General features: G+C 58.8%; 16 protein-coding genes and 1 pseudogene. 8 read left to right on the top strand and 9 right to left on the bottom strand.

Going from position 1 to position 21,802, the window contains the following annotated elements; translation table 11 throughout:
* A partial coding sequence (locus AB4Y79_RS17030; RefSeq protein WP_441864216.1) for an aldehyde dehydrogenase family protein occupies positions 1 to 356 on the bottom strand: 356 nt, incomplete at its 3' end.
* Between the two features lie 240 nt (positions 357 to 596).
* On the opposite strand from AB4Y79_RS17030, the gene AB4Y79_RS17025 reads away from it, so the two are divergent.
* The gene (locus AB4Y79_RS17025; RefSeq protein WP_441864214.1) at positions 597 to 1,490 is read left to right on the top strand and encodes a LysR substrate-binding domain-containing protein; all 894 of its coding nucleotides are present in this window, start codon (positions 597 to 599) and stop codon (positions 1,488 to 1,490) included.
* Between the two features lie 172 nt (positions 1,491 to 1,662).
* Here the strand turns inward: AB4Y79_RS17025 and AB4Y79_RS17020 are convergent, their stop codons facing one another.
* The 5 genes from AB4Y79_RS17020 to AB4Y79_RS17000 all read right to left on the bottom strand — a co-directional run bounded on the left by AB4Y79_RS17020 (position 1,663) and on the right by AB4Y79_RS17000 (position 4,870).
* Complete coding sequence (locus AB4Y79_RS17020; RefSeq protein WP_441864212.1) at positions 1,663 to 1,809, bottom strand: hypothetical protein; 147 nt, start codon at positions 1,807 to 1,809, stop codon at positions 1,663 to 1,665.
* An 89-nt stretch (positions 1,810 to 1,898) separates the two neighbouring features.
* Entirely contained in the window at positions 1,899 to 2,204 is a 306-nt protein-coding gene (locus AB4Y79_RS17015) for a putative quinol monooxygenase (RefSeq protein ID WP_441864210.1), read from the bottom strand.
* Positions 2,205 to 2,358: 154 nt separating this feature from the next.
* Positions 2,359 to 3,078 carry an SDR family NAD(P)-dependent oxidoreductase gene (locus AB4Y79_RS17010; RefSeq protein ID WP_441864208.1) on the bottom strand — a complete coding sequence of 240 codons (720 nt, stop codon included), beginning with the start codon at positions 3,076 to 3,078 and terminating at the stop codon, positions 2,359 to 2,361.
* Positions 3,075 to 3,842 (bottom strand): SDR family NAD(P)-dependent oxidoreductase, encoded by a 768-nt coding sequence (locus AB4Y79_RS17005; protein WP_441864205.1) that lies wholly within the window; start codon positions 3,840 to 3,842, stop codon positions 3,075 to 3,077. The genes AB4Y79_RS17010 and AB4Y79_RS17005 overlap by 4 nt, the downstream gene beginning before the upstream one ends.
* The gene (locus AB4Y79_RS17000) at positions 3,839 to 4,870 is read right to left on the bottom strand and encodes an MFS transporter (RefSeq protein ID WP_441864203.1); all 1,032 of its coding nucleotides are present in this window, start codon (positions 4,868 to 4,870) and stop codon (positions 3,839 to 3,841) included. Before AB4Y79_RS17000 ends, AB4Y79_RS17005 begins: the two co-directional genes overlap by 4 nt.
* Between AB4Y79_RS17000 and AB4Y79_RS16995 the strand changes: the two genes are divergently transcribed.
* A complete protein-coding gene (locus tag AB4Y79_RS16995; RefSeq protein ID WP_441864226.1) occupies positions 4,811 to 5,413 on the top strand; it encodes a divalent metal cation transporter in 603 nt (200 codons plus the stop codon). The genes AB4Y79_RS17000 and AB4Y79_RS16995 overlap by 60 nt on opposite strands.
* 1,637 nt (positions 5,414 to 7,050) lie before the next feature.
* On the opposite strand, the gene AB4Y79_RS16990 is transcribed toward AB4Y79_RS16995, so the two are convergent.
* The 3 genes and pseudogenes from AB4Y79_RS16990 to AB4Y79_RS16980 all read right to left on the bottom strand — a co-directional run bounded on the left by AB4Y79_RS16990 (position 7,051) and on the right by AB4Y79_RS16980 (position 13,756).
* Positions 7,051 to 9,933, bottom strand: a complete 2,883-nt coding sequence (locus AB4Y79_RS16990; protein WP_434326574.1) for an aminotransferase — start codon at positions 9,931 to 9,933, stop codon at positions 7,051 to 7,053.
* 405 nt (positions 9,934 to 10,338) lie between these two features.
* Positions 10,339 to 12,012: pseudogene (locus AB4Y79_RS16985) on the bottom strand (amidase); the annotation flags it as partial.
* Positions 12,013 to 13,261: 1,249 nt separating this feature from the next.
* Entirely contained in the window at positions 13,262 to 13,756 is a 495-nt protein-coding gene (locus AB4Y79_RS16980; RefSeq protein ID WP_350224300.1) for a TetR/AcrR family transcriptional regulator C-terminal domain-containing protein, read from the bottom strand.
* Positions 13,757 to 14,491: 735 nt separating this feature from the next.
* Here AB4Y79_RS16980 and AB4Y79_RS16975 point away from each other — a divergent pair.
* The 6 genes from AB4Y79_RS16975 (at position 14,492) to AB4Y79_RS16950 (ending at position 21,726) form a co-directional block, all read left to right on the top strand.
* On the top strand, positions 14,492 to 15,028 hold the full coding sequence (locus AB4Y79_RS16975; RefSeq protein WP_441864201.1) for a nuclear transport factor 2 family protein: 537 nt from the start codon (positions 14,492 to 14,494) through the stop codon (positions 15,026 to 15,028).
* Between the two features lie 1,346 nt (positions 15,029 to 16,374).
* A complete protein-coding gene (locus AB4Y79_RS16970; RefSeq protein WP_441864199.1) occupies positions 16,375 to 17,919 on the top strand; it encodes an ABC transporter substrate-binding protein in 1,545 nt (514 codons plus the stop codon).
* 123 nt (positions 17,920 to 18,042) lie between these two features.
* Positions 18,043 to 19,047 carry an ABC transporter permease gene (locus tag AB4Y79_RS16965; RefSeq protein WP_441864197.1) on the top strand — a complete coding sequence of 335 codons (1,005 nt, stop codon included), beginning with the start codon at positions 18,043 to 18,045 and terminating at the stop codon, positions 19,045 to 19,047.
* On the top strand, positions 19,044 to 19,946 hold the full coding sequence (locus tag AB4Y79_RS16960) for an ABC transporter permease (protein WP_285241540.1): 903 nt from the start codon (positions 19,044 to 19,046) through the stop codon (positions 19,944 to 19,946). The genes AB4Y79_RS16965 and AB4Y79_RS16960 overlap by 4 nt, the downstream gene beginning before the upstream one ends.
* Positions 19,943 to 20,926 carry an ABC transporter ATP-binding protein gene (locus AB4Y79_RS16955; protein WP_441864194.1) on the top strand — a complete coding sequence of 328 codons (984 nt, stop codon included), beginning with the start codon at positions 19,943 to 19,945 and terminating at the stop codon, positions 20,924 to 20,926. The genes AB4Y79_RS16960 and AB4Y79_RS16955 overlap by 4 nt, the downstream gene beginning before the upstream one ends.
* Positions 20,923 to 21,726 (top strand): ABC transporter ATP-binding protein, encoded by an 804-nt coding sequence (locus tag AB4Y79_RS16950; protein WP_441864192.1) that lies wholly within the window; start codon positions 20,923 to 20,925, stop codon positions 21,724 to 21,726. Before AB4Y79_RS16955 ends, AB4Y79_RS16950 begins: the two co-directional genes overlap by 4 nt.
* Positions 21,727 to 21,802: the final 76 nt, after the last annotated feature.

The raw sequence follows: 21,802 nt of genomic DNA, 5'->3' as shown, positions 1-21,802 counted from the left end.
GCTTCGGGACCGATGGTTGTTGCCGTGTCCTTCAGCATCGCCGGGCCATGTTCGGCGTACCAGTCAAGCATATTGGCGCATTTGGCGACCTCGGCCCGTGCCTGGGTGACAGGCTTGCCCATTTCGGCGGTGATGACAGCCGCCAGCTTGGCAGTATCCCGGCGCAGCAGTTCAGCCAGCTTGTGGAAAACCTCGGCGCGTTGGGCCGGAGTCGTGTCCCGCCAGATAGCGTAGCCCTCTGCGGCTGAGCCGACGGCCTCTGCAACGGCCTGCTCATCCAGGTACGGGTAGGTCGCGACTTCCTCGCCCGTGGCCGGGTTCGTCGATTTCGCGACAGCAACTTCGATGGTGCCCATTTGATGTGTTTCCTTCAAGTTCGTGTGATGGGGCTAACAACGACTCTAGAAGGCCTGGACTGTTTGATAAATAAGAAGTTTCAGAACCTTGACTTCTCTCAAAGAGAACATCGGGGCGCAGTAGTAATCCTTCGAATACTGGCGTTGCCCCCTCGGGGTTGAAAACGTTGCCGAAAGCTGTCACTCTTCTGTGAGTGAGACGTTCGAGTCGCATCACTTCACTTAGAGAGAACAAGGACAATGGAGATCTCGCAGCTGGAAATCTTTCTTGCGGTAGCGGAGACAGGAAGCATCACCAAAGCTGCCAACAAACTGCTTCGCGCCCCCTCCAACGTCTCGACACGCATCCAACAGCTGGAACGCGAGCTTGATGTCAAGCTCCTCGTCCGGGACAAACGGCAAAGCTCCCTCTCTGCCGATGGAGAGATTTTTCGGGAACATGCCCAGAAGATTATCGACCTATGCAACGACGCCAAGGCCTTCGGTGCACAGGGCGAACCTCGAGGCAAATTCCGCCTCGGGGCCCTTGAAAGCACTGCGGCGGTCCGAATACCGCCGATTCTTGCCAGCTTCCACCTCCGATACCCGGCCGTTGATGTTGAACTCGAAGCGGGATCATCGGGAGTGCTGTTCGACCATTTGCTGAATGGCCAACTCACCGCCGCATTCTCCGATGGAAAACCAGCTGCGCCCGCCCTCACCGGCATCAGAGCATTCACGGAGGATCTTGTGATCCTGACGCCGCAGACAGTCACCGAGATCAACGAGGATTTCAAGGCATCCCATCCGACTGTGTTCATGTTCGGCACCATCTGCTCATACCGCCAACGCTTTGAGGACTGGCTCGACTCTCAAGGCATCATCCCTGGAAGAATCGTAGAGATTTCCTCGTACTACAGCATGCTCGCCTGTGTCGCCGCCGGCGGAGGTATCTGTATGATCCCCAAATCCCTCCTTGAGACGCTCCCCGGAGCAAGCCGGGTGCAGGTTCATGGAATACAAGGTGCACTGGGCACGGCGGAAACCTGGCTCACCTGGCGACGTGACTGCAGGTCCGCCAACCTCAAGGCCTTCATCACCGAGCTCAAAGAACACCTCAACCCAACCGATCAGGACGTCTGCACAGCCGCTTAACAAACTCTGGCAATTCAGCTTTTCCGCCTTTGTGGGCGTTGCGGATTCTTGAATGTCGGTGGGTCGCCGCATCGGATCACTGTCCCTTCCGGGTTATCCGGTGACAGTAGAAAGAGGAAGGAGATCGAGCTTGATGCCTTCCCGGTGATCAAAGGCCCGCCGGTTTCCCCAGCTATCCAACACCCAAACCACCGAGGAAGTCCTCCATTTTTGTGTCAACCATGGCTACGTAGCTGGCGTTGCTGGGTTCGGTGATGGCGAGCTTGTTGCCTTTGGCCAGTGAAGACCAGTCCTGCACACTGTGATCCTCAGATGCCATGCCGGGCCCCCACTAATAGGTCCCGGGCTGGATTTACAACATCTTTCCACCAGTCACTGGGCACAGAACTGTCCTCTGCCAGGGTTCCCTCAAGGAGCTTCATGAGGCTGATCTTCCGAGGTGTAGGTGAAGATGTGGCGAGAGACGAGCTGCGGAATGATCCGACCGGCCCCCAGTTCCAGGAAATGCGGGCTCTCACGGTGTCTGTCGAAATCCTCCGCCTCGTGATACGACTCAAGAATTACGATCTGCGTTGGGTCCTGAACGCCACGGTAAACTTCGTAGCTGACATTGCCGGGCTCGCCACGGGTGGCTTCCGCCATATCCGCGAGCAGATCGAGGACTTCCTTGCTTCTGCCCTCTTTAGTGCCATAGGTGGCGATGACGTGGAACAATCGCGTCCTCCTTGGAGTTTCGCTGGGACCGTGACAAGTACTCCTCCAGCCCTCTCAACAGGAGCCCTAGTTGTAATTCCAGCTCTGTCGCCGGGCTGCGGCGGGTTGTGGAAGTGGTGCCGGAAGCCTATGTGTTCCGGCACCACTTCACGGGTTAGGGCATGATGTCCCCGGAGTTGGGACCGAGAGTCTGGCCGACGTATAGGTTTCCACCGGGGTCGCTGGCCAACAAGACAGCTGTGGGTGCGACTTCTTCGGGATTGCCAAAGCGGCCCAAAGGAAGCTCCGCGGCTTTTTGACGTTTCCAAGTCTCACTCATCCGGTCGGTCATCGGTGTGTTGATGGGGCCGGGCGCGATGGCGTTGACCAGCACTCCTAGCGGTGAAACTTCGAGCGCGAGGGCCTTAGTTAAGGCAATGACACCGGCCTTGGATGCGCAGTAGTGGGCCAGTCCAGGGGCGCCCTTGATCGCGAGCTGAGAGGAGATGTTGTTGACCCGGCCGCGTCGCCGTCGGACCATTCGGGGAATAACTTCCTTGCAGACCAGGAACGTCCCGGTGAGGTTAATACTGAGGACTCGGTTCCACTCGTCCAAGTCAAGGCCGTCCCAATAACGTTCACTGGAAACACCGGCGGCGTTGACGAGGACGTCGATCTCGCCGTGCAGGCGCTCGGCGTTGTTCACTGCTTGGAGGATGGAGGCCGGGTCAGTGACGTCAATGGCTATTGTTCCGTCGGTGGCGTCCAGGACCTCCGCGCGGTCCGCTACGGTGACCCGTGCCCCTTCTTTGCGGAAGGCAGCGGCAATCGCATGGCCGATGCCCCCTACTCCCCCAACGACCAAGGCCGTCCTGCCTTCGAGTATGCCGCTCACTTTGGCAACATGGCGGTCATGCCCCCATCAACGAGCAGTGAAGTGCCTGTTATGAAGGAAGCATCCTCGGACGTCAGAAAGGAGATGGCGTTTGCAATGTCCTCAGCGCGTCCGGCGCGTTGCAGCGGAAGATGCTCGCCCTGCGCCTGGATACCTTTAGGTCCAAGGGAGTTGGTCTGGTCGCGTGCCTGTGGGGTGTCGATCGTGCCCGGTACGATGCAGTTAACCCGGATCCCACGTGGCCCAAGCTCCACCGCAAGGCTCTTGACGAGGCCGATAATACCCGCCTTGGCAGTGGCGTAATGCGCGCGCTCCCCCCAACCGTAAACACCGCCGGCGATGGACGAGACTGCAACCATCGAGCCCCCTGAAGATTCCATGCGCGCTGCGGCAGACCGGAACGTGCGCAGAACCCCGGTCAGGTCGACGTCCAGAAGGTCATTCCAGACATCGTCGTGCAGGAACTCCAACGGTACCCGGCGCAAGATGCCGGCGTTGGCCACCGCGATATCAAGACGACCCCATTCCTCCAGAGCCCGTTCAGCGAAGGCGTCTACCTGCTTAGTGTCCCTGACATCAACTTCGTGCACGATTGCGTTGCCCCCGGCCTTGGTCACTGCGTGCACTGTCGCTTCCGGGTCGTGCGGGTCAGCTGGGTGGTATCCGATAACGATGTTCATGCCTGTGGATGCGTACTTCACGGCAAGAGCGCTGCCGATCCCGCTGGCTGCTCCCGTGATGACCGCAACTCTCCGCGGGGTCACTGGGCGACCGCCGGATCTACACGGTGCCCAAAATCTGCCAGCTGCGGCATTGACTTGCAGCCGAACATCAGGAGACCCGAGAGGAATACGCCACCGACACCGACGAACATGGCTGTGGTGGTCCAATCCAGACCGGATGCAAGCATCGCTGTGATGATCGCTCCGCCGACAATAGTGCCTGGCTGGCCCATGGCGTTCAGGAAGGAGGTACCGGTAGCTCGGCAGTCGGTGGTGTAGCACTCACCCATGTAGAACATGAGCGCAGCAAACGGGCCGGCCATGAAGAACTGGCCGAAGGCGTAGAGCACCATCACTGTGGGGGTGTCCGCTGCCCAGAGGAGCATCAGGGTGTAGGAAACGGCAGCGAGCAGGAACCCGAGGCCCACCATGGGGCGGCGGCCGAATCGCTGACCCAGCGCACCGAAGAGAAGATAGCCGAAGAAGCCACCGAGGTTGGCGGCCATGAAGACGAGCAACGACACAGAGAAAGGCAGTCCTTTGCCGTCGGTGAGCAGTGTGGTGCCAAGAACCGTGAAGGTGATAACGCCGAAGAAGTTGAAGAACCACACCAGCGACAGGAAGACCGTGTTGCGCCGGAATTTGCGGTTGAAAATTGCCTTGATGGGTGCCCCGTGATCGTGGTCCAGGCCGTATTTGGCCAGCAGTTCATCGGCCTCGCGAACATTCCCCGACTTCTTCAGCTTGTGGGCCTCGCTGAAAATTGTGTATTGGGGTGTCTCTTTGAGACTGCGGCGAAGCAGGAGGATGATGAGGGCCGGCAGGGCCGCCAGGACGAAGACGCCCCGCCAGCCGACGAGGGGCAGGAGTAGCGCCGTGAATCCGGCGGCTGCGAAGACGCCCAGTGGCCAGCCGCTCTGGACGACGCTGTAGACCATGCCACGGTGCTTCTTGATCTTTTCGTCTTCGGTGGCCGCGTAGATCTCGTTGAGGTAAGTGGCGTTGATGGACTGTTCTGCGATCCCGAGGCCGGCGATGGAACGTACTGCTACCAGGTAGACGGGGTTCATTGTCAATGCCGTCAGCGCGGCATCATCGCACCCGGCATCATGACCGCCCTGGTCATCATGGTTGCCGCAGCAGTCCTAGGCAAAACCGGAGCCGAAGCCGGAACCATCAACGCCCTCGCCTCCGTCTTCACACCCCTGGCAGGCCCCGTCGGCGCGATGATCTTCGCCCTCGGCCTCTCAGGAGCAGCCTTCTCGTCCATGATCGCCAACGCCACCGCCGGCGGCACCATGCTCTCCGACGCCCTGGGACGTGGCGCCAAAGCCGGATCACCTGTCGCTCGCATCATCACCGGCATCATCCTGGCCTTCGGACTGATCATCACGCTCGCCTTCCAGTCCTCACCCGTGGCCTTGATCGTAATCGCCCAATCCCTCACAGTCCTCATCGCACCACTGCTCGGCCTACTGATCGTCATCATGGCTAACAGACGGTCCGTCATGGGTGACCTGCGCAACAAGTGGTGGCACAACCTCTTCGGTGCAATTGGACTCATCACCATCATCGCCTCCTCCATCAGACTCATTGCCACCCTGCTCGGCTAAAGCGCCGGCACCGCTTTCAACCCATAAAAAGCGCCCCCTGCATACGCAAGGGGCGCTCCTGCTTGGCCTTGGAATGGTCAACAGAGACAACAGCAGTAAAGTGTAGGGCACACCCCAAGCCGGGTTGCGACGATCAGCCCTTTAGCGAGTTCACGTGGGCGGCCCTATCAGCGATCGCGCCGGATTTCGAGAGCTAGGAGCCAGGGCCCTCCAAATGATCCACAACGCCTATCCGGAGTCAAGAACATACCGATGCTTCCGCGGCGCTCTTACTCTTGCAGCGAGAACCCACCAGTCTTCAAGGTCTATGGGAGCCAAAGGTAACTGATGCCATGGGACGTCATGTTTGTGCAATTTCCAGATCCTAGGGCGTAAGCGCGGGCTCGACATATGGGCCATTATCGGCAGACTGGTCCGCTAAGCCGTGCTCAGCCGACGATCGCGTGGGCTGCAATGTTCCGCAGGCTCCGCTGGGGAGCGGTCAGCTGGGTCGGGCCCGCCTCCAATGGATTTCAAGGTGCGCGTCGATGACACGGCCAAGGCCAACTTGAAAGCACTCAACCGACCGCCCCTGAATCCCCACCTCGGGAATGACCTACATACGTAGAGTGCTTCCTGATCGGCCTACTGTCGCTATAGACACTCACATACATGAGTAGATATAGGCCCAAGGAGGGACGAGCACGTGGCTCCGATCAGTCGCAAATAAAGAAGAGTTAGGTGCGGACACTGTCCACACCTCCTTTGGCCGGACAAGGCATCGGCAATGGAGGCTTCACGACGTCAACCGCGAGCCAAAACCAAGAACTTTGACGAAGGATCTCGAAGTCATGTTGCGATCAGTCCCCCTACACATGAAGAGGTGTAGCCCAAACACGACCTACCCGACGAGCCAAGAGAGGGAGGAACGCATAGCCCCAGTTCATAACGAGTGGAGGGCGCACCAGCCGACGCCTTGGACCTGCTCCCCCACAACTGAACACGCCAACCGGCGGCCAGGCACAAGCCGGACCTCACACCAGAGACTCGTGTCAACAATTGTCAACACTTTAAAGCAAAAACTCCTCTGGCGAGGGGGTATGCCGTGCCCGACGTGGGGCTCGAACGGTATTTCTAGCCTTGAAAAGGCTGGGACGTGGCGGAAACATTCGGAATCCGGGGCAGTCCGGCGGCGCTACGAGGCAGTTTGAAATGGAAGGTGCGGCATTGTCCACATGCCTTTTTGCCCATCAGCCAGTCTGTGCCGCGATGTGCGCTCCATGCTGCGTCGTCCCCCAGCTGGAGATTCATTTGGCAGCCCCACCTTTTGCGTCTAAGGGCTCCACAGGAAGTACCCCCCTTTCTACCCCTGTCATCGTGCAAACCGGGAGAAGCAACATGACCAGTCACCGAAGCCTGAATCCGGTCAGCCATCCAGGTATAGTAGTGCTGACTCTTACCAGCACTTGCTAGTTCCCCGTCGTGCGTCAGAAAGAGATGCCTTAGCCGATCGGCTGAATGGCCTCAGTGGCAGCTGACAGTACCCACACTAACCAAAGCCTATCCTTGGGCCGACAGCCTCTGCGCTAACCTCGAGGGAAGGCCATCCAAGTTCGCGTGTATTCGGCGGCCTCTGAAAGCATTTGCCACACCATTCCTCACCACCCCGTTTCGAGAACGTGGGCCAGGCTGTCAACAAAGTAGTCGGCAGATTCTTGGGAGATGCATAGCGGTGGCTTGATCTTCAGGACGTTCAGATGATCGCCAGTGGGCTGCATGAAGACTCCTAGTTCGAGCAAGCGATTACAGATCGCCGCTGTTTCGTCCGTTGCAGGTTCGAGAGTTGAGCGGTCTTTGACGAACTCGAGACCGAGGTAGAGCCCCGAGCCGTGGACGGCCCCGATGAGGTCATTCTCTTTGCTCAATGCCTCTAGGCGATTCTTGAGGTGTCGGCCAACGACGCGTGCGTTTTCCTGTAGGCCTTCGTCTTGGATGATGTCAAGTACAGTCATGCCAATCACTGACGAAACGGGGGATCCGCCGGTCGATGAGAAAAAGTATCCCTGTGTGCGATATCGATCAGCGATCTCACGACGGGTAACAACTGCTCCGATGGGTTGCCCCGCTCCGATGGACTTGGCGACAGCAACGACGTCGGGAACAGCTCCCTGCTGCTGAAAACCCCAGAACCATTCGCCGAGGCGGCCGAAGCCAACCTGCACCTCATCGGCGATGGCGATGCCGCCATGTTTGCGGATTGCCGCGTAAACGTCCGTTAGATAGCCATCCGGCAGTGCGATGCCGCCTGCGTTACCGAAGTAGGACTCGCAGATAAAGCCAGCAGGCAGCGTGCCCCCAGCGGCAAGTTCGTCGATGATCTTCACTGCATTCGATGCATATCCGGCAGCTTCGTTGCCCCGTAGCTCTCCTCTATAGGAGTTGGCTGCTTCCACGGTATGGACCCATTCAGGGCGTGACTCAAGGGCATTTGGATTGTCGGCGATCGATGTGGACACTGCGTCGCTTGCAAAAGTCCACCCATGGTAGGACTCCCGCATCGCGACGATGTCACGCCGCCCCGTGCTGGCCATTGCCAGTCGGATGGCTAGGTCAGTGGCTTCGGAACCGGAGTTGACAAAGAACACGGTGTCGAGCTCGTCGGGCAACGTAGCGGCAATCCGCTCGGCATAATCTGCGATTGCGCGGTAGTGAAACCGGGAGTTCGTGTTGAGGAGTCTCATTTGCCGGCTCGCCGCCTCGGCTACCCGAGGGTGGGCGTGGCCCACAGAAGCGACATTGTTGACCATATCGAGATAAATACGGCCATCAACTCCTATGAGGTATTCCCGCCACCCACGTTCGATCTGGGGTGGCACCGCATAGTAATGTTCCTGGACGTTCGCGAGGACACCTTTGCGACGCTCCAGGACGTCATCGTTGGTAGATCTGCTACTGGAGACGAGTCCGAGTGCCGGCGCAGGGTCGCTCAAAATCGCAGCCCATCCTGCCATGAGATCGGCTGTCACCATCGCAGGGGCATCGGATACTCCGCGCCGGTCGAACTGAACAAAGAGCTTCGTGCGTGCCGGTAAAAGATGAGTGCTTTTACGACCCAGGCCCACGGCCGATATCGTGAGCACCGCGCCGGCGATTGCGACGGCGATGGAGTCGTCATTGATTCTGGAAACCAGGGCTTCCGCTGACAAAGATGTTGGCCTTGAAAGCCAGAGCGTCAAACCTGTCGGAAACGTTTCTGGCACCGTCGGCGTCCGGATCGGCGAAGCGGTAAGCACCGCGGACCAGGCGGGCAGCACAACAGCGTCAACTCCGGTGCTCAGAGCCGCGGCGGCGGCCTTATCAAGCGTTGACTCTCTCATCCAGGCACCATTGTCATTGAGGCTTGAGGTGGTTCCTGCGTCAAGAGTTGTAACGACGCCCAGGGGCGGCAGCACGGATTTACAGGTCCAAGATGGGTTGTCCTTGATGGGCATCCCCAGAGCTTGGCGGACTGCCCCCGTCATCACCTCCGGTGGTACGGATGCCGCAACGGTGAGAATTCGCAGCTCGCGCTCGAGGGCGGCGTCCGCATAGGAATTGTCGGCATCCAGCCTGACCTGACACCGCCCACTTAGAACGAGGACGGCTCCTCGCAAAACCACCAGTGCCCAAAGTGCAGATACTTCGCTCTCATCGAGGGGACGCAACTTGTGGAAAGCACGGATCGCGGGCAAGGTCGTCGCCGGGGTCGCTCCATCATGGTGTAGGAGTGAAGAGATGGTGACCGCGAGTTCCCCCACCCGCCACGACGTGCACACATCGCCGAAGTCTATAACCGCATCAGGCAACCGTCCTCCATCCGGACGAAGAACGTTGTCATCGGTAATGTCGAAATGCCCCGCTTGCACCGGCAGCCTGTCTTCGACTTCTTCAAGAACCAGTCCCGCGCGAAGAGCCGATTCCTCAACGAAACGCCGGATGGATGAGTCCGGTTCCAGTGGAAGAAGCCGGTCGATCACCCGGCGGGCGTGCCGGAGATCCCACTGCAGGACCCGATGTGTTCCGGCATGTTCAAAATCCGCTAGTGCCAGACTCGTTCTAGCTGCGATTTCTCCCATACGACTGACAACATCGGGCGCCAAGTAGTCGGACCCCGTCAGCGTGCGTCCCGCGATATTCTCAATCACGCGCGCGTGGAGGAGACCTTGTGAAGTTTCCCACCATGCTGACAGTGGCCCCCGTGGACCCGTCACGATACGAGGTACGCGAAGCGTGTTCTGGTTTTGCGCTAGAAGCAGCGCGGCCTGATCCTGCATTTGGATCTCGGCGAAACTGAAAGCCGGGTTGCTGATTTTGAGCACCCCTTTGGGGTGGGGCGACCCGTGTTCGAACAATCGAAAGTTCTGATCCTGCTGGCTGCCAAGGGCTTCGACCGAGATCTCTAAACCGAAGGTGCTGGCGACAAGGTCCAAGACTTCAGTGGGTTCGAGTGTGGGAGTCGGCAGTTCGACCTGATCGAAATAGTTGAAAATATTTTGAGGCATGGTGCTCCTTTGCGGGGGAAGTGTGTGCGCCCAGTCGTCAGATGGGCAGTCAGCTTAGAGGGGCGCGTGCTTGGATGTTCCCAAGGCGCCAGCCACGGCGCCGCTGGAGCTGCGGACAGCGAGCGTTACCAAGGGACCGTATGCTGGCCGCCACTCGCTGTGTCGATGGTTGTAGGCATTGGCATGGGTCGACCAGCTCCCCACGATCCGAGTTCCTTCCAGCACTGTCGGTGCAGGTTGCCCGTCCACGAAGGCTGCACACTCTGATGCTCTACCTGCTGTTACCGTTGCGACGAAACGGACAGTGGTGTTGGTGGTGGTTCTTTCTACCTCGACGTCTTCGATTCGCACCTCGAGAGAGTCCGATCCGGGAGGGAGGCTGACCGGAAACAGCGCCTCCCCCGGTAGCGGTGGCGTTCGCGGAGGTACGGCGCGTCGTGGTCGGAGTTTTTCCATCGTTGAGGCCAGTTGCAGTAGGCGCATGTCGTCGTATGCAGGGCCAGCGACGGTGACGCCAACCGGCATCCGGGTATCTGACATTGTCCCCAATGGAAGGGTCCAAGTGGGAATGCCAAGGTGTCGTGGTACAAGGTTGCCGTTCGAAACCCAGACGCCGTTGCGCCAGGCGACATCGGCAGACGACGGGTTAACATCTGAGTCGGAGGGTCCAACGTCAGCGGCGGAAGGGAATATCACCGCATCAAAGCCGTTTCCTGACAACCAATCCTCGAAGTCCTCTTTGCGTGTGCGTTCGAGACCACGCAACCCGTCTTCGAGAGTCACAACTTGCTTCCACTCGGTGACCCCATCCTCGGCCATTGCAACAAAATCTGAAAGGTCGTAGGCGATGTCAAACTCAAAGATGCCGTATCTGTCAGGCAGGGCTCCTTTGGGCTGCGGAAAGATGAGTTCAGCCTTCGCTTTGGCCAAGCCATCGATTGCCGGGTCGCCGTTCTGACGCAGGAAGTTGTCCAGCGCCCAGGCCGATAACATTCCGACTTCATCGCTGAGGAAGTCTTTACTCACCCATCCTCGATCGACAAAATCCCGATCGCCATCGTGGAGCCGCTCGTAGTTGTCCACTACAGGGAATGGAGTCTCGATGACCTCGGCACCGGCCTTCCGTAGATCATCACACAGCCCCTCCCACAGGGCCATAATCGATTTCCGGGTCTCAATAGGGTATCTGCTCGTCGGGTCAGCATTCACGTAGTTCCGGGGTACCGCCAAGCGAAGCCCGGCCAATGGAAGGTCGGGAATGGCGGTATATGAATCCGGCCGCATCGTGGACGGCTTTGGTAACGGGATCCACGGCTGCAAACGCCACAAATCGCCCTCCGACGATGGGTCGTCAGCGACGATGACGTCGAGTATGTGCTTCATGTCGGAAATCGAACGGGTGTGCGGCACAACAACGTCCATCGTCGGCACAAGGGGCCAGTTGCCTCGGACGGAGATGAGGCCGCGAGAAGGCGTGTATGCGACCAGCGAGTTGTTCGAGGCCGGCGCTCGCCCTGAGGACCAGGTCTCTTCGCCGAGACCGAAGGCCGCGAAACTGGCCGCGGTCGCGGTCCCGGAACCGTTGGAGGAACCGGAGCCGAACGCCGATGTCAGAAATTCGCCACTATAGGGAGATTCTGCTCGCCCGTAAACACCGCGCTGCATGCCTCCCGCGGCCATAGGAGGCATGTTCGTAAGACCAAGGAACACGGCCCCAGCATCCCGAAGACGTGAAATCGCGAACGCATCTTCACTGGCCGTCAAGTTGGCGAAAGCCGGTGATCCGGCAGCAACCGGCAGGTCCCGGACGCAGTAGCTGTCCTTTGCGGTGAAAGGTATACCGTCCAACGGCCCAAGCATTGCCCCCCGTGAACGCCGGAGGTCTGAGTTCCGGGCCTCCGTCAACACACTCGGATTGATTGTTGATACAGAATTCAGCCTAAGTCCGGAGCGATCATAAAAGGCGACGCGGTTGAGATACCGGATCACTAACTCGACGCTGCTCACGAGCCCTGCCTCAAGTGCGCCGGATAGGTCGTCGATGTCGGCTTCGACGACTGTGAAGCTCCGCAAATCCATGGTACTCACTCTCAAGTGGAAGGCTCAGGCTACTACCTGAAGGACATATGATTTAAAACATACACCGTTTGTTTAGATAGCACTAGGCCCTTTAAAGCAGGCGAGCCTATCAATTGACAAGACATTTCACGCACCATTCCTTCAGAGCGTGATCGATTCCAGGACAAGGTTTTTCACAGCCTGTCCCTGCTGTCTTGGCCCTTCGTCTGCTCCGGTTCCCCCAAAAAGCCTGTTTGCCATGTCATTTTCGACCTCAAAGGCGCCACCCCGCAGATGCCCGCCCTGGACGCGGTAATCGGTCTGGGCAGGAAAGGGTGGCCAGAGGATAGGTTGGTGTTCTTGCACTGGTAGAAGGGATCTCGACCTGCGCGTCGGCAATCACTTTGGCAGCGGCAACCGGACCAGAGGCATGGGTCGTTAGCGATCAGATGCCGGCCATCTTTCTCGTGGGATTCATCCCGATGCTTCTTGTCGCTCTCGGATACGGGCCCCGAACACCGCCATGCCCGACTCCGGAAACCTCATTTACCCGGGGATCCCGCGCGTTCGGACCGTGGCTTGGGTGGCTTACCGGGTGAGCTCGTAGCTTTCACCGCTTGTTCTTTTCAATCTTGCCGGAATTGCCGTCGATTTTTTGTCAAACACTAGCCATCGTCCCTAAAGATAAGTCGTGCGTCGGTCTAACCGACAACCACTTAATCAACCTCGTGATGTGCTTGTCATTCATGGCATTGTCGACGGCATCTCCTACCTCGGGATGACCTCGGGCATGATCTTCCAGTACTGCACGGTCGCGTTCCAGATGGCGGATCTGGGGTGATTCCTCATCGAGCTAGGCAAGGAAGCTGCGTCTTCTGACAATCCTGCTGGACCCACGCCCGATATTTCATGGTTTGACCCCACCCGGATGAATAGTTTCAGTGCCTTCTCAGCGGGACTTGCGGTCTCGATCTTCGTTTACTGGGGCTGGGCCACTGTCGCCACAACGGGAGAAGGAACCTAAGTCTCGCGGGGTCCTACTTCCACTGAGAGCACGGCGGCATCGATTCTGGTGGTTGTTTTCGTTAGGCATAGCAGCGGCGATGCTCTCCATTAATGGGCCAGGAGACACCGCAAGCAGCTTGGAAATCCGGGCTTAGCCGAGAGCGTGTTCGTGGTTCTCGTCCACCGAGTGATGGGTTCAGCCGCGATCTTTCTTACCTTCGCCATCCTCCTCGGCGCAATGGGATCGATAAACTCCACAGCGATCTCACCCGCATGCCAGCTGCTGGCCTTCAGAAATTGGGCTGCGTCCTGGCCTGGCGGACGCTACCAACATACTCAAACCCATCTCGAACGCGCGTGACGCGACTGGATCACTTGGGTCCTCAGTTGACAAGGACGCGAACGCCAATGAAAACCTCGGAAGTCGCTCTTCTTGGCCAGTTGGATCGAACACGATGCTGGGCCCCGACATGTCGAGAACACTTCCTAAAATAAAGGACTCGAAGGCAGTCAATAGGGGCAGGACGTCCCTACTTGTCCATCCAACGGCTTCTGCAGCGACCACAAAATCCTCGTACTCCGATAGCAGGACGGGTGACGAGGCGCGCGTTGTCATCAATAAAGGAACCACTCGCGGGTGACCGGCGAATGCCAGTCTGTACGAATGCGCCCATAGCCGGAGTCCTTCTTCCCAAGGGCATTCCCGAAGAGGCCGCGAATCTATGTCCGCAGAGACGATCGCCCTCACGTCTTCAATCATGGCGGCGCGATTTGGTACATGGTTATACAGCGAGGTGGGGTTTACACCGAGCGTCGCCGCGACGCGCCGAATACTGGCACCGTCGGCGCCGATGCGGTCAACGAGGGCGAGGGCGGTACTGGCAATCAACTCGCGGCTTAGCAGTGGTTGGGATGGGCGGGCGATGGCTGACCTCCTTGGGGATCTGATACCCACCCTACCCATCATGGCCAACGGCGCTGCCGCCTGACGTCCGAAATGCCTCGCACTACGCGGCTACGGGCTTGGCATTGATCTCGTACGCGACAATCTTGGTGTCCTTCAGCGACCCCTTGTCCGGTGCCGCCAATGACGTTGCCCGCTTTGTTGTTCATTGCCCCTCCACCGCACATCAGATGGATGAATCCCCGCATCATGACCGAGTGTCCAGAGGAAAACGACTGCCACAGCTGCCCCGCGGCTGCAGGGCAGCCATTGGACGCGCTTCGGAACTCCTGGCCGTTAGGCGTTTCAGATTACGCTTCTGTAGCTTATATCGTCTATCAGTGAACTTGTTTTGCGGAAAATTGGGCTCCATTACGGCCGGTTCGCTTCGAAAGTAATTCACTACTTGACTAAAATAACTACTATACGTAGTGTGGCTTCATTCGGAAACTGGTGACGAAGGCAGGACGGCTGGACTGGCTTGTCCCCCAAAATGCAGCGTGGGCAGTCGACAACCAACCTGCGCAGTTGACAACCAAGGAGTGTCAGACGATGAATCATGAGGATCTAACGCGGCATCTGATAGCGCTGGAGCGTCGGGTCGAAAATCTCGAGTCGGCACAGGCGATAGCCACGCTTCACCACAAGTACATTCGCGATCTCGCGGCGCGCGACTGGCAAGCAGTGGCTTCCGCCTATACGGAGGACGCGGTATGCGACATCCGTCATCACGGAGTGCACCGGGGACGCGACGCCATCGGCGCGATGTTTACTAATGAATTGGTTCCCGTCGTACACAGCAACGATGGCTACATCCTGTCGTCGCCGGACATCGTGGTAGATGGAGACACGGGGCGCGCCACGTGGACGTGGCACCGGCTGCAGGCTGATTTTAAAACGTCCCTCGGCATGCTTCGAGTATGGGGTCCATGGTCCGAGGGGCGCTACGAGACGGAGTATGTCCGGCAGGACGGCGAGTGGAAAATCTCCAAACTTTGGTTCCGTGTCCACGCGCCCGATCCTGATCAGGAGATGGTCGACATCGGTATCGCTGGCGGCGTGATCGGTGGTGGAACTCGGCGGATTTGAAGTCCCCTAACATGGGCGGGGGCGCCAATGTCGCTCGGGAGAGATGCTCGATCACCTTTGTCTTATCGAGTCCGCATTCTGCCCAGGTCTTGAGAGGCTCGTACAAAGCGGGAAGGCAGGAAGCCGGATCGCCAAGGTCCAAAGGCCAACCTCAGCGCAATGGTTGGCGCTGATGAGCCGAACCCGCTCGGACTCGTTCGTCATGGCACTTCAAACCAGGGAGCACGCTCCATTGCTGGCCGACCAAGAGGAAACCAACCTCAACCAATTGGCGATGTAGCACCAGGGCGGAAAGATCGGCGAACCGCACGGACGGCAAGAACTGCCGTCCGTGCTTTCTGCGTCGCGCCAACCTTTCAGCCTCATCTGAAGACGCCCAACACGTACCTGGTCAGGTCGAAGCGCCGGGGTTGCCAAAACACCGGAGATCTTAAATCGGCCGCTCGAGCAGTGGGACTTAAATCAAGGCGAGCTGGTGATTCCCTGTCGCAGCCAAATCTGGCTACTCGCCGGCACCCTGAATAACACATCTTCTCGTGTCCGCTGCACCTTGGCCCCTCGTCCCGGCGTCGTGCCGTGTTCCCAACTGCCCCCGCGCAGCGCATGTGCAACGCGACGTCGGAATGCCGGCGTGATGGGATGGTTCACCTATCCTCCAGCAAGGCCGCCTCAAGACAGAGAAGTTGGTCGTAGAACCGATCCCGTCCTCGACGTCGGTTTGGCGGAGCGCTTTTGCAGCTTAGCCTCAGTTATGGGGCCACAGCGACATCCTGCTTGGCGGCTACGCCGTTCACGGTTGCGAGCGACCGTGACGACCACTCCTTGGTGACGACCACTCCTTGGTGACGACCACTCCTTGGTATGGAGCCGGCATGCGGACAGATCAGCTTTCACCGCCTTCTCCCGGTCGTCAGGCACGGGTCACGAGCCGTCGGCGATTGTTTGGGGCAGGCACCTTCACCTCAAGCCGCAGACCCACGCCGCTGGCTTTATCTCCCCGGCGTACTCTGCCCACGCCCCCTCATATCGATCAAGGCAGGGTTCACCCTTGGATAACGCGTAGCAATCAGTTCAGTCATGAACTGTCGTAGATTTTCGTCGTTCATCATGACCCGCGTCTTTCCGGGGGTTTTCGGACTACTCCGCCCCTAAAGTTTCCCAAATATAATTCAGTTGTTGACTACATCACATTTTGCTCTTAGCCTTGTTTTGATGCAGGACCCGGCCGCAAAAACAAGCGGCGGTACTTCGACAACCGCGAAGCCGCTCGACCTCAACGAAGACGACAGCTCCACAGCATGTGATATCCCAAGAGACTCATTCCATCGCACTACAGAGGAGTAGAGATGGCTCAAATTTGGAAGCCCCGAACCGCCCACCTATCGGGAGCGGCGCTTCTCGTCGCCGCTACCCTGGCCCTCAGCGCATGTTCCGGCAACGGGACAGGTGAAGGCCTGCCGCAAGCCAACCTCGACGAGGTTCATATCGATCTGTCTACCGCAGTAACCTCGATTGATCCGGCCGCGGGCCCTTACTTGTCCGACTCAGTGATCGTTGGATTGACTACTGGCCGGCTGGTGCGGTTCGTCAAGGGCAGTGCGACCAAGACGGAGCCCATGCTCGCCGAGAGCTTGACCGCCTCTGATGACGCCAAGAACTATACGGTCGTTCTTAAGCCCGACTTGACGTTTTCCGATGGTTCGCCTTTGACGAGCACAGACGTGGTTGCCTCCCTCACCAGGTTGCGCGACACCCCTGGTCCCAATCAAAGCTATGCCGAGCTCATCGCCGACCTGGCAGCGCCGGACAAGACAACAGTGAAGATCAGCCTGAACGCTCCCTCAGCGGACTTTGGGCAGATGCTGGCAGTGCCAGCGATGGGCATCCTTCCTGCCGCAGCGGCGACAGATAAAAACTACTTCCAGGGTAAGCCGGTCTTCTCCGGTTCTTACGCTCCCGAGGGAAATGTCAAGGAGAATTCGTTCACACTGGTCAGAAACGAGAGGTTTGGAGGAACGAAGCCCAAAATCAAGAAGCTGGCGTTCAGCGTCGTGGCCGACACCCCGACCAGCGTCAAGCGGTTGCAGAGCGGAGATGTTGACCTCGTTCCCACATTGCCACAGGACGTGTCGGATCAGATCTCAGGGGATCTGACGGCTCCGATGGTCGACGGCCTGGCGAGTATGTTCATCGTGCCGAATAACCGCGAAGGCAGCTTGTTCCATGACGCGCGCATCCGCAAGGCCATAGCGTGGGCTATCGATCGCAAGACACTCGCGACTCCGGCGTACGGCGCTGATGCCAAAGTACAGACCGGTCCTTACCCTGTCATAGCCGAATACCCACAACCCGTAAAGGTCTATTCCCAGCAGGATGTCGCGCAGGCGAAGACGCTGCTCAAAGGGACGGCTTGCCAAAGCGGCTGTACATTCACCGCCAGCTACTTCGCCAGTGCTTCCGACGACGCTGGACGTGTGGCCACCGTGCTACAGCAGCAGTTAGAGCCGCTTGGGATGAAAATGAACATTCAGCCCGTCGAGGATCAGCAGTTCATCCAGAATTCCATCAACGGCGGATTCGACCTCAATGTCGTCACTTTCAGCAAATTCAATGTGCCGAGTTCCGCCGAGGGCATCTTCGATCCGAAATCCACCATGTGCATTTTCGCTGGTTGCAACAACGATGACATAGAGCCCGCGTTCAGGGCCCTGTTCGGGGCGCAGACACCACAACAGCAGGAAGCGGCATCCACTCACGTTCTGCAGGTTTTCGAGGACTGGACTCCGATCATCCCCATTGCAGGTGTGACGAGTCGCTACGGTGTTCGCTCAAATCTCGTTGACGTAATTGGCCTGCAGCCGAACTCGGAGTTCTGGATTGCAGGGCAGTAGGCTGCGCGCCGAAGTGTGGGATGGCGTGCTCCCTGGGGCAGAAGAAAACTATTTGAAAGCTGCCGCTGGCACCCTCCTTCCTGACAAGCCGGCTCCTTCATTTCCGACGTCTGGTCAGCACGGATGAGCGCCACAGTAGAGATGATTTCAACCACCCCCAGCGGCCACGGAAGGCAGCGCGGCTGGAAGCGTTTGATGCGGAGAGTCGCGCGGAGCGTTCTGCAGCTCGTGATTGTTGTCGTGCTGATTGTGGTCGGAACTGCCGTGCTTGTGCGTCTGGTGCCCGGCGATCCTGCCCAGTCAATTTTGGGTATGCAAGCTACGCCCGAATCACTGGCTGCCCTGCGCGCTCAGCTTGGTCTGGACCAACAGCTCTCTTCCCAGATCCTGAGTCAGCTCTCAGGGCTCATGCACGGAGACTTCGGGACTTCGATGACAACGCAGCGGCCCGTTATTTCCATGGTTGGCAGCGCACTTCCCATCACGCTGTCGCTAGTGGTCACGGGAATTCTGTTCGCGCTGGTTATCTCCTTCCCGCTTGGTCTCCTGCCAGCCTTCGGAATGGGGCGCCGGGGCATTCACGCCCTCCGTATCTCCATGGTCGTACTTGTTGCCATTCCGTCCTTCCTGGTCGGAATCTATCTATTGATCTTGTTCAGCGTTCAGCTTCACTGGGCGCCCGCGGGAGGTTGGTCGAAGGACGGGCTGAATGCATTGCGCTACCTTTGGCTTCCCAGCCTGGCCCTTGCACTGTTCATGACGCCGATCTTCGTCCGATCCATTGAGCGAGAGACGACGAGGCTGATGAGTGAGGAATTCGTGGAAGCTGCGATCAGCCGTGGTATATCCCGGGTGTCCCTAATCACCCGCCACGTGTTGCCGAACGTACTTCTTCCCGTCATCACTCTCATCGGGTTCAGTATGGCGGTACTGCTTGGAGGTGCTGTGATCATCGAGGCTCTGTACGGGATTCCGGGAATCGGTTCAGTGGTAGTGACCGCTGTCGGGCAGCGCGACTACCCGGTGATCGTAGGGGTGACGGTTTTCACAGGGATTTTCACGGTCGTCATAAGCCTCATCACTGACGTCGTCTACACCATCGCTGACCCAAGGGTGCGTGTCCAATGACTAACATTCCTCTCAACACGCTCGTCGCCGCGCAGCCTAGGAAGCGACGGTCCAAAGAGCGCGGCTCGTTGCCCATAGTAGCTGGCGTTCTGGTGCTGGTGTTCTTCATCGTCATGAGCTTCCTTGCCCCTATCCTGGTCGGACATGGCCCGAATGCAGTGAGTGGTCCCCCGCTGGACCCGCCCTCTCCTGGGCACCCGTTCGGCACAGATGTTCTCGGGCGCGACGTTTTCGCCCGCACGTTCGTCGCCGTTCACGTCGACTACCTGGTAGCAGTACTTGGCGCATTGATTTCCCTCGCCATCGGCACCATTTTGGGCACTCTGGCCGGCACAGCCAAGCGGACGCAATGGGGTACGGTCCTGATGCGGGTAACGGACGCGCTCATTGCCGTACCCTTTCCGTTGCTGATTCTCATGATCCTGCTTACGGTCGGGAATCAGGTCAGTGTGCTGGGGACGGCTCCGGGAGTGTTTCAAATCCTCGTCGGTGTCGTCACCGTGGGCTGGTCGATTTACGCGCGGCTCGCACGGGCGGAGTCTTCCGGACTGAGGTCGCGGGAGTATGTTATTGCCGCCGAACTCATGGGGTATGGGAAGTATCGGATTACATTCCGCCACATCATGCCTGCGGTGATTGCGGTCACAGGTACTTACGCTGTCGCCGACGCCGTGATGATCGTCGGGTTCGTGGCCAGCCTCCCGTTCCTGGGGGCCGGGGTCCCACCGCCCACTCCGGAGTGGGGATCCATGATGTACGAAGGACGGGCGTCGATTGTTTCCGCTTGGTGGCAGGTCATATTTCCTGCGCTTGCTCTCACCGTCTCGGCAGTCGCAGCGTCGATCATCGCCGACGGATTGCTTGATCGAACTTCGAAGAAACTGAGGAAACACGAATGACTCTGCATACTGCTTCGGGTGCGCAGCCAACCCTGCGAGTCCGAGACCTTGAGTTCTCGTTAGGGGATAATGTCAGGCTGGGCCCGATCAACTTGGAGGCCGCGCCCGGAACGACCTTGGGTGTCGTAGGAGAAACGGGTTCGGGCAAGTCGCTGCTGTGCCGCGCTCTCGTCGGAATGCTAAGCCTCACAGGTGGAACTATCGATGCTGGCTCAATTAAGTTCCAGGGTGAAGAGTACGCGCGGGCCGACCGCCGCCGGTGGGCTCACTTGCGACAGCGACGCGTCGGGTACATGCCGCAGGCCTCAATGGCGGGCCTCAATCCTGTGCGCAAGGTGGGTGGTCAACTTACCGAGATTCTCGCCGGTACCCGGGCAGCGAAGGTCGAGAAGGCGCGCTTGCTGATGCAACAGGTACAGATGCGCGATCCTGACCAGGTTCTTCGCAGCTATCCACATGAGCTCTCCGGCGGGATGCGTCAGCGCGTAATGCTGGCATTCGCACTGGCAAGCGATCCAGCTATTGTGGTCGCCGACGAACCAACGACGGCACTGGATGCGACAGTCCAGAACGAGGTGCTCCGCCTGATCCAGCAAGTGCAGAAAGAGCGCGACATGGCCATGGTGCTGGTCTCCCATGACATGCGCGTGATCCGCCGCGTATGCGATCAAGTGGCGGTGATGTATGGCGGCCGCATTATGGAGATGGGCCCCACAACAACCGTTCTCTCCACACCGTCCCATCCATATACGAAGGCGCTCCTACAGGCAGATCCTATGCTTGCCCAGCGCAAGACGATGCTCGGTGCCATCGGAGGCGCGCCCCGACCTCCCGCCGAATGGCGGGACGGTGGTTGTGTCTTCCGCGAACGGTGCCAACTGGCCACTGAGCTTTGCGCCAGCCTGGTGCCTGAACTACGGACCGTGCGCGAGGGTGCCACTGCGGCGTGCCACTATGCAGAGGAGGTCCTGGCGGCATGAGCGACATTCCGGCAGTCGAGCTATGTGATGTTCGCTATCGCTACAGGAGAGGCGGCCCTGAAGTCTTGAAGGGCATTTCTCTCACAGTTGGCGCCGGCACGATCATGGGCCTCGTGGGTGAGAGCGGATCTGGGAAGTCAACCTTGGGAAGACTGATAGTAAATGAGCGCCAGCCGACTGGGGGCAACATTCTCATCGAAGGTAGCCGCTGGGATAGCCAATCGCGGAAAAACGGCCTGCGCCGATCTGTGCAGATGGTATTTCAGGACCCGTTTGCCGCACTGAATCCTTATCTGACCCCCATCGCCGCCGTAACTGAAGCGGTTGCCGTCGCGGACAGGCAAGGACTACCCACCGCACGGGAGCGTGCGATCGCCCTGCTCAGGCAGGTTGGTCTAAGTGGCGCCATCATCGATCGCGCGCCCAGTTCCCTTAGCGGCGGCCAACGACAGCGTGTGGTGATCGCGCGCGCCTTGGCCTGCCGCCCTCGGATCCTGGTGGCTGATGAGGCGACGTCCGCGCTCGATGTTTCTGTGCAGGCACAGATTCTGAACCTTCTCATGGGGCTGCAGCGGGATCTCGGATTGACGATGCTCTTTATCAGTCATGACATATCGGTTATAGACCACCTGACCGATGAGGTGGCCATCCTCAAGGATGGCCTGATCGTCGAAAGCGGTGCGACGGAGCAGATCCTGAACGCGCCGCAGCACGACTACACTCGCGCTCTGCTCTCGGCGTTCCGAGAATCCGATCGCGAGCAGGACATGGACAGGATGAACCGGGGGCAACAGGTCTGAGTCCCCGCGGACACTGCCGTTGTGGACTCAAAGAAAACAGATGATGCCCCTTTTTCGTATCAAACCAACACCAATT

It is taken from the genome of Pseudarthrobacter sp. YAF2 (assembly GCF_052113345.1).
Taxonomy (GTDB): domain Bacteria; phylum Actinomycetota; class Actinomycetes; order Actinomycetales; family Micrococcaceae; genus Arthrobacter.
This window is presented reverse-complemented; position numbering and strand designations above follow the sequence as displayed.

Bases quoted from the DNA above. Each gene is read 5' to 3' on its own strand.
- AB4Y79_RS17025 (WP_441864214.1), top strand. From the start codon at position 597: ATGGAGATCTCGCAGCTGGAAATCTTTCTTGCGGTAGCGGAGACAGGA.
- AB4Y79_RS17020 (WP_441864212.1), bottom strand. From the start codon at position 1,809: ATGGCATCTGAGGATCACAGTGTGCAGGACTGGTCTTCACTGGCCAAA.
- AB4Y79_RS17000 (WP_441864203.1), bottom strand. From the start codon at position 4,870: ATGAACCCCGTCTACCTGGTAGCAGTACGTTCCATCGCCGGCCTCGGG.
- AB4Y79_RS16990 (WP_434326574.1), bottom strand. From the start codon at position 9,933: ATGCCTCAAAATATTTTCAACTATTTCGATCAGGTCGAACTGCCGACT.
- AB4Y79_RS16980 (WP_350224300.1), bottom strand. From the start codon at position 13,756: ATGATTGAAGACGTGAGGGCGATCGTCTCTGCGGACATAGATTCGCGG.
- AB4Y79_RS16975 (WP_441864201.1), top strand. From the start codon at position 14,492: ATGAATCATGAGGATCTAACGCGGCATCTGATAGCGCTGGAGCGTCGG.
- AB4Y79_RS16970 (WP_441864199.1), top strand. From the start codon at position 16,375: ATGGCTCAAATTTGGAAGCCCCGAACCGCCCACCTATCGGGAGCGGCG.
- AB4Y79_RS16965 (WP_441864197.1), top strand. From the start codon at position 18,043: ATGAGCGCCACAGTAGAGATGATTTCAACCACCCCCAGCGGCCACGGA.
- AB4Y79_RS16960 (WP_285241540.1), top strand. From the start codon at position 19,044: ATGACTAACATTCCTCTCAACACGCTCGTCGCCGCGCAGCCTAGGAAG.
- AB4Y79_RS16955 (WP_441864194.1), top strand. From the start codon at position 19,943: ATGACTCTGCATACTGCTTCGGGTGCGCAGCCAACCCTGCGAGTCCGA.
- AB4Y79_RS16950 (WP_441864192.1), top strand. From the start codon at position 20,923: ATGAGCGACATTCCGGCAGTCGAGCTATGTGATGTTCGCTATCGCTAC.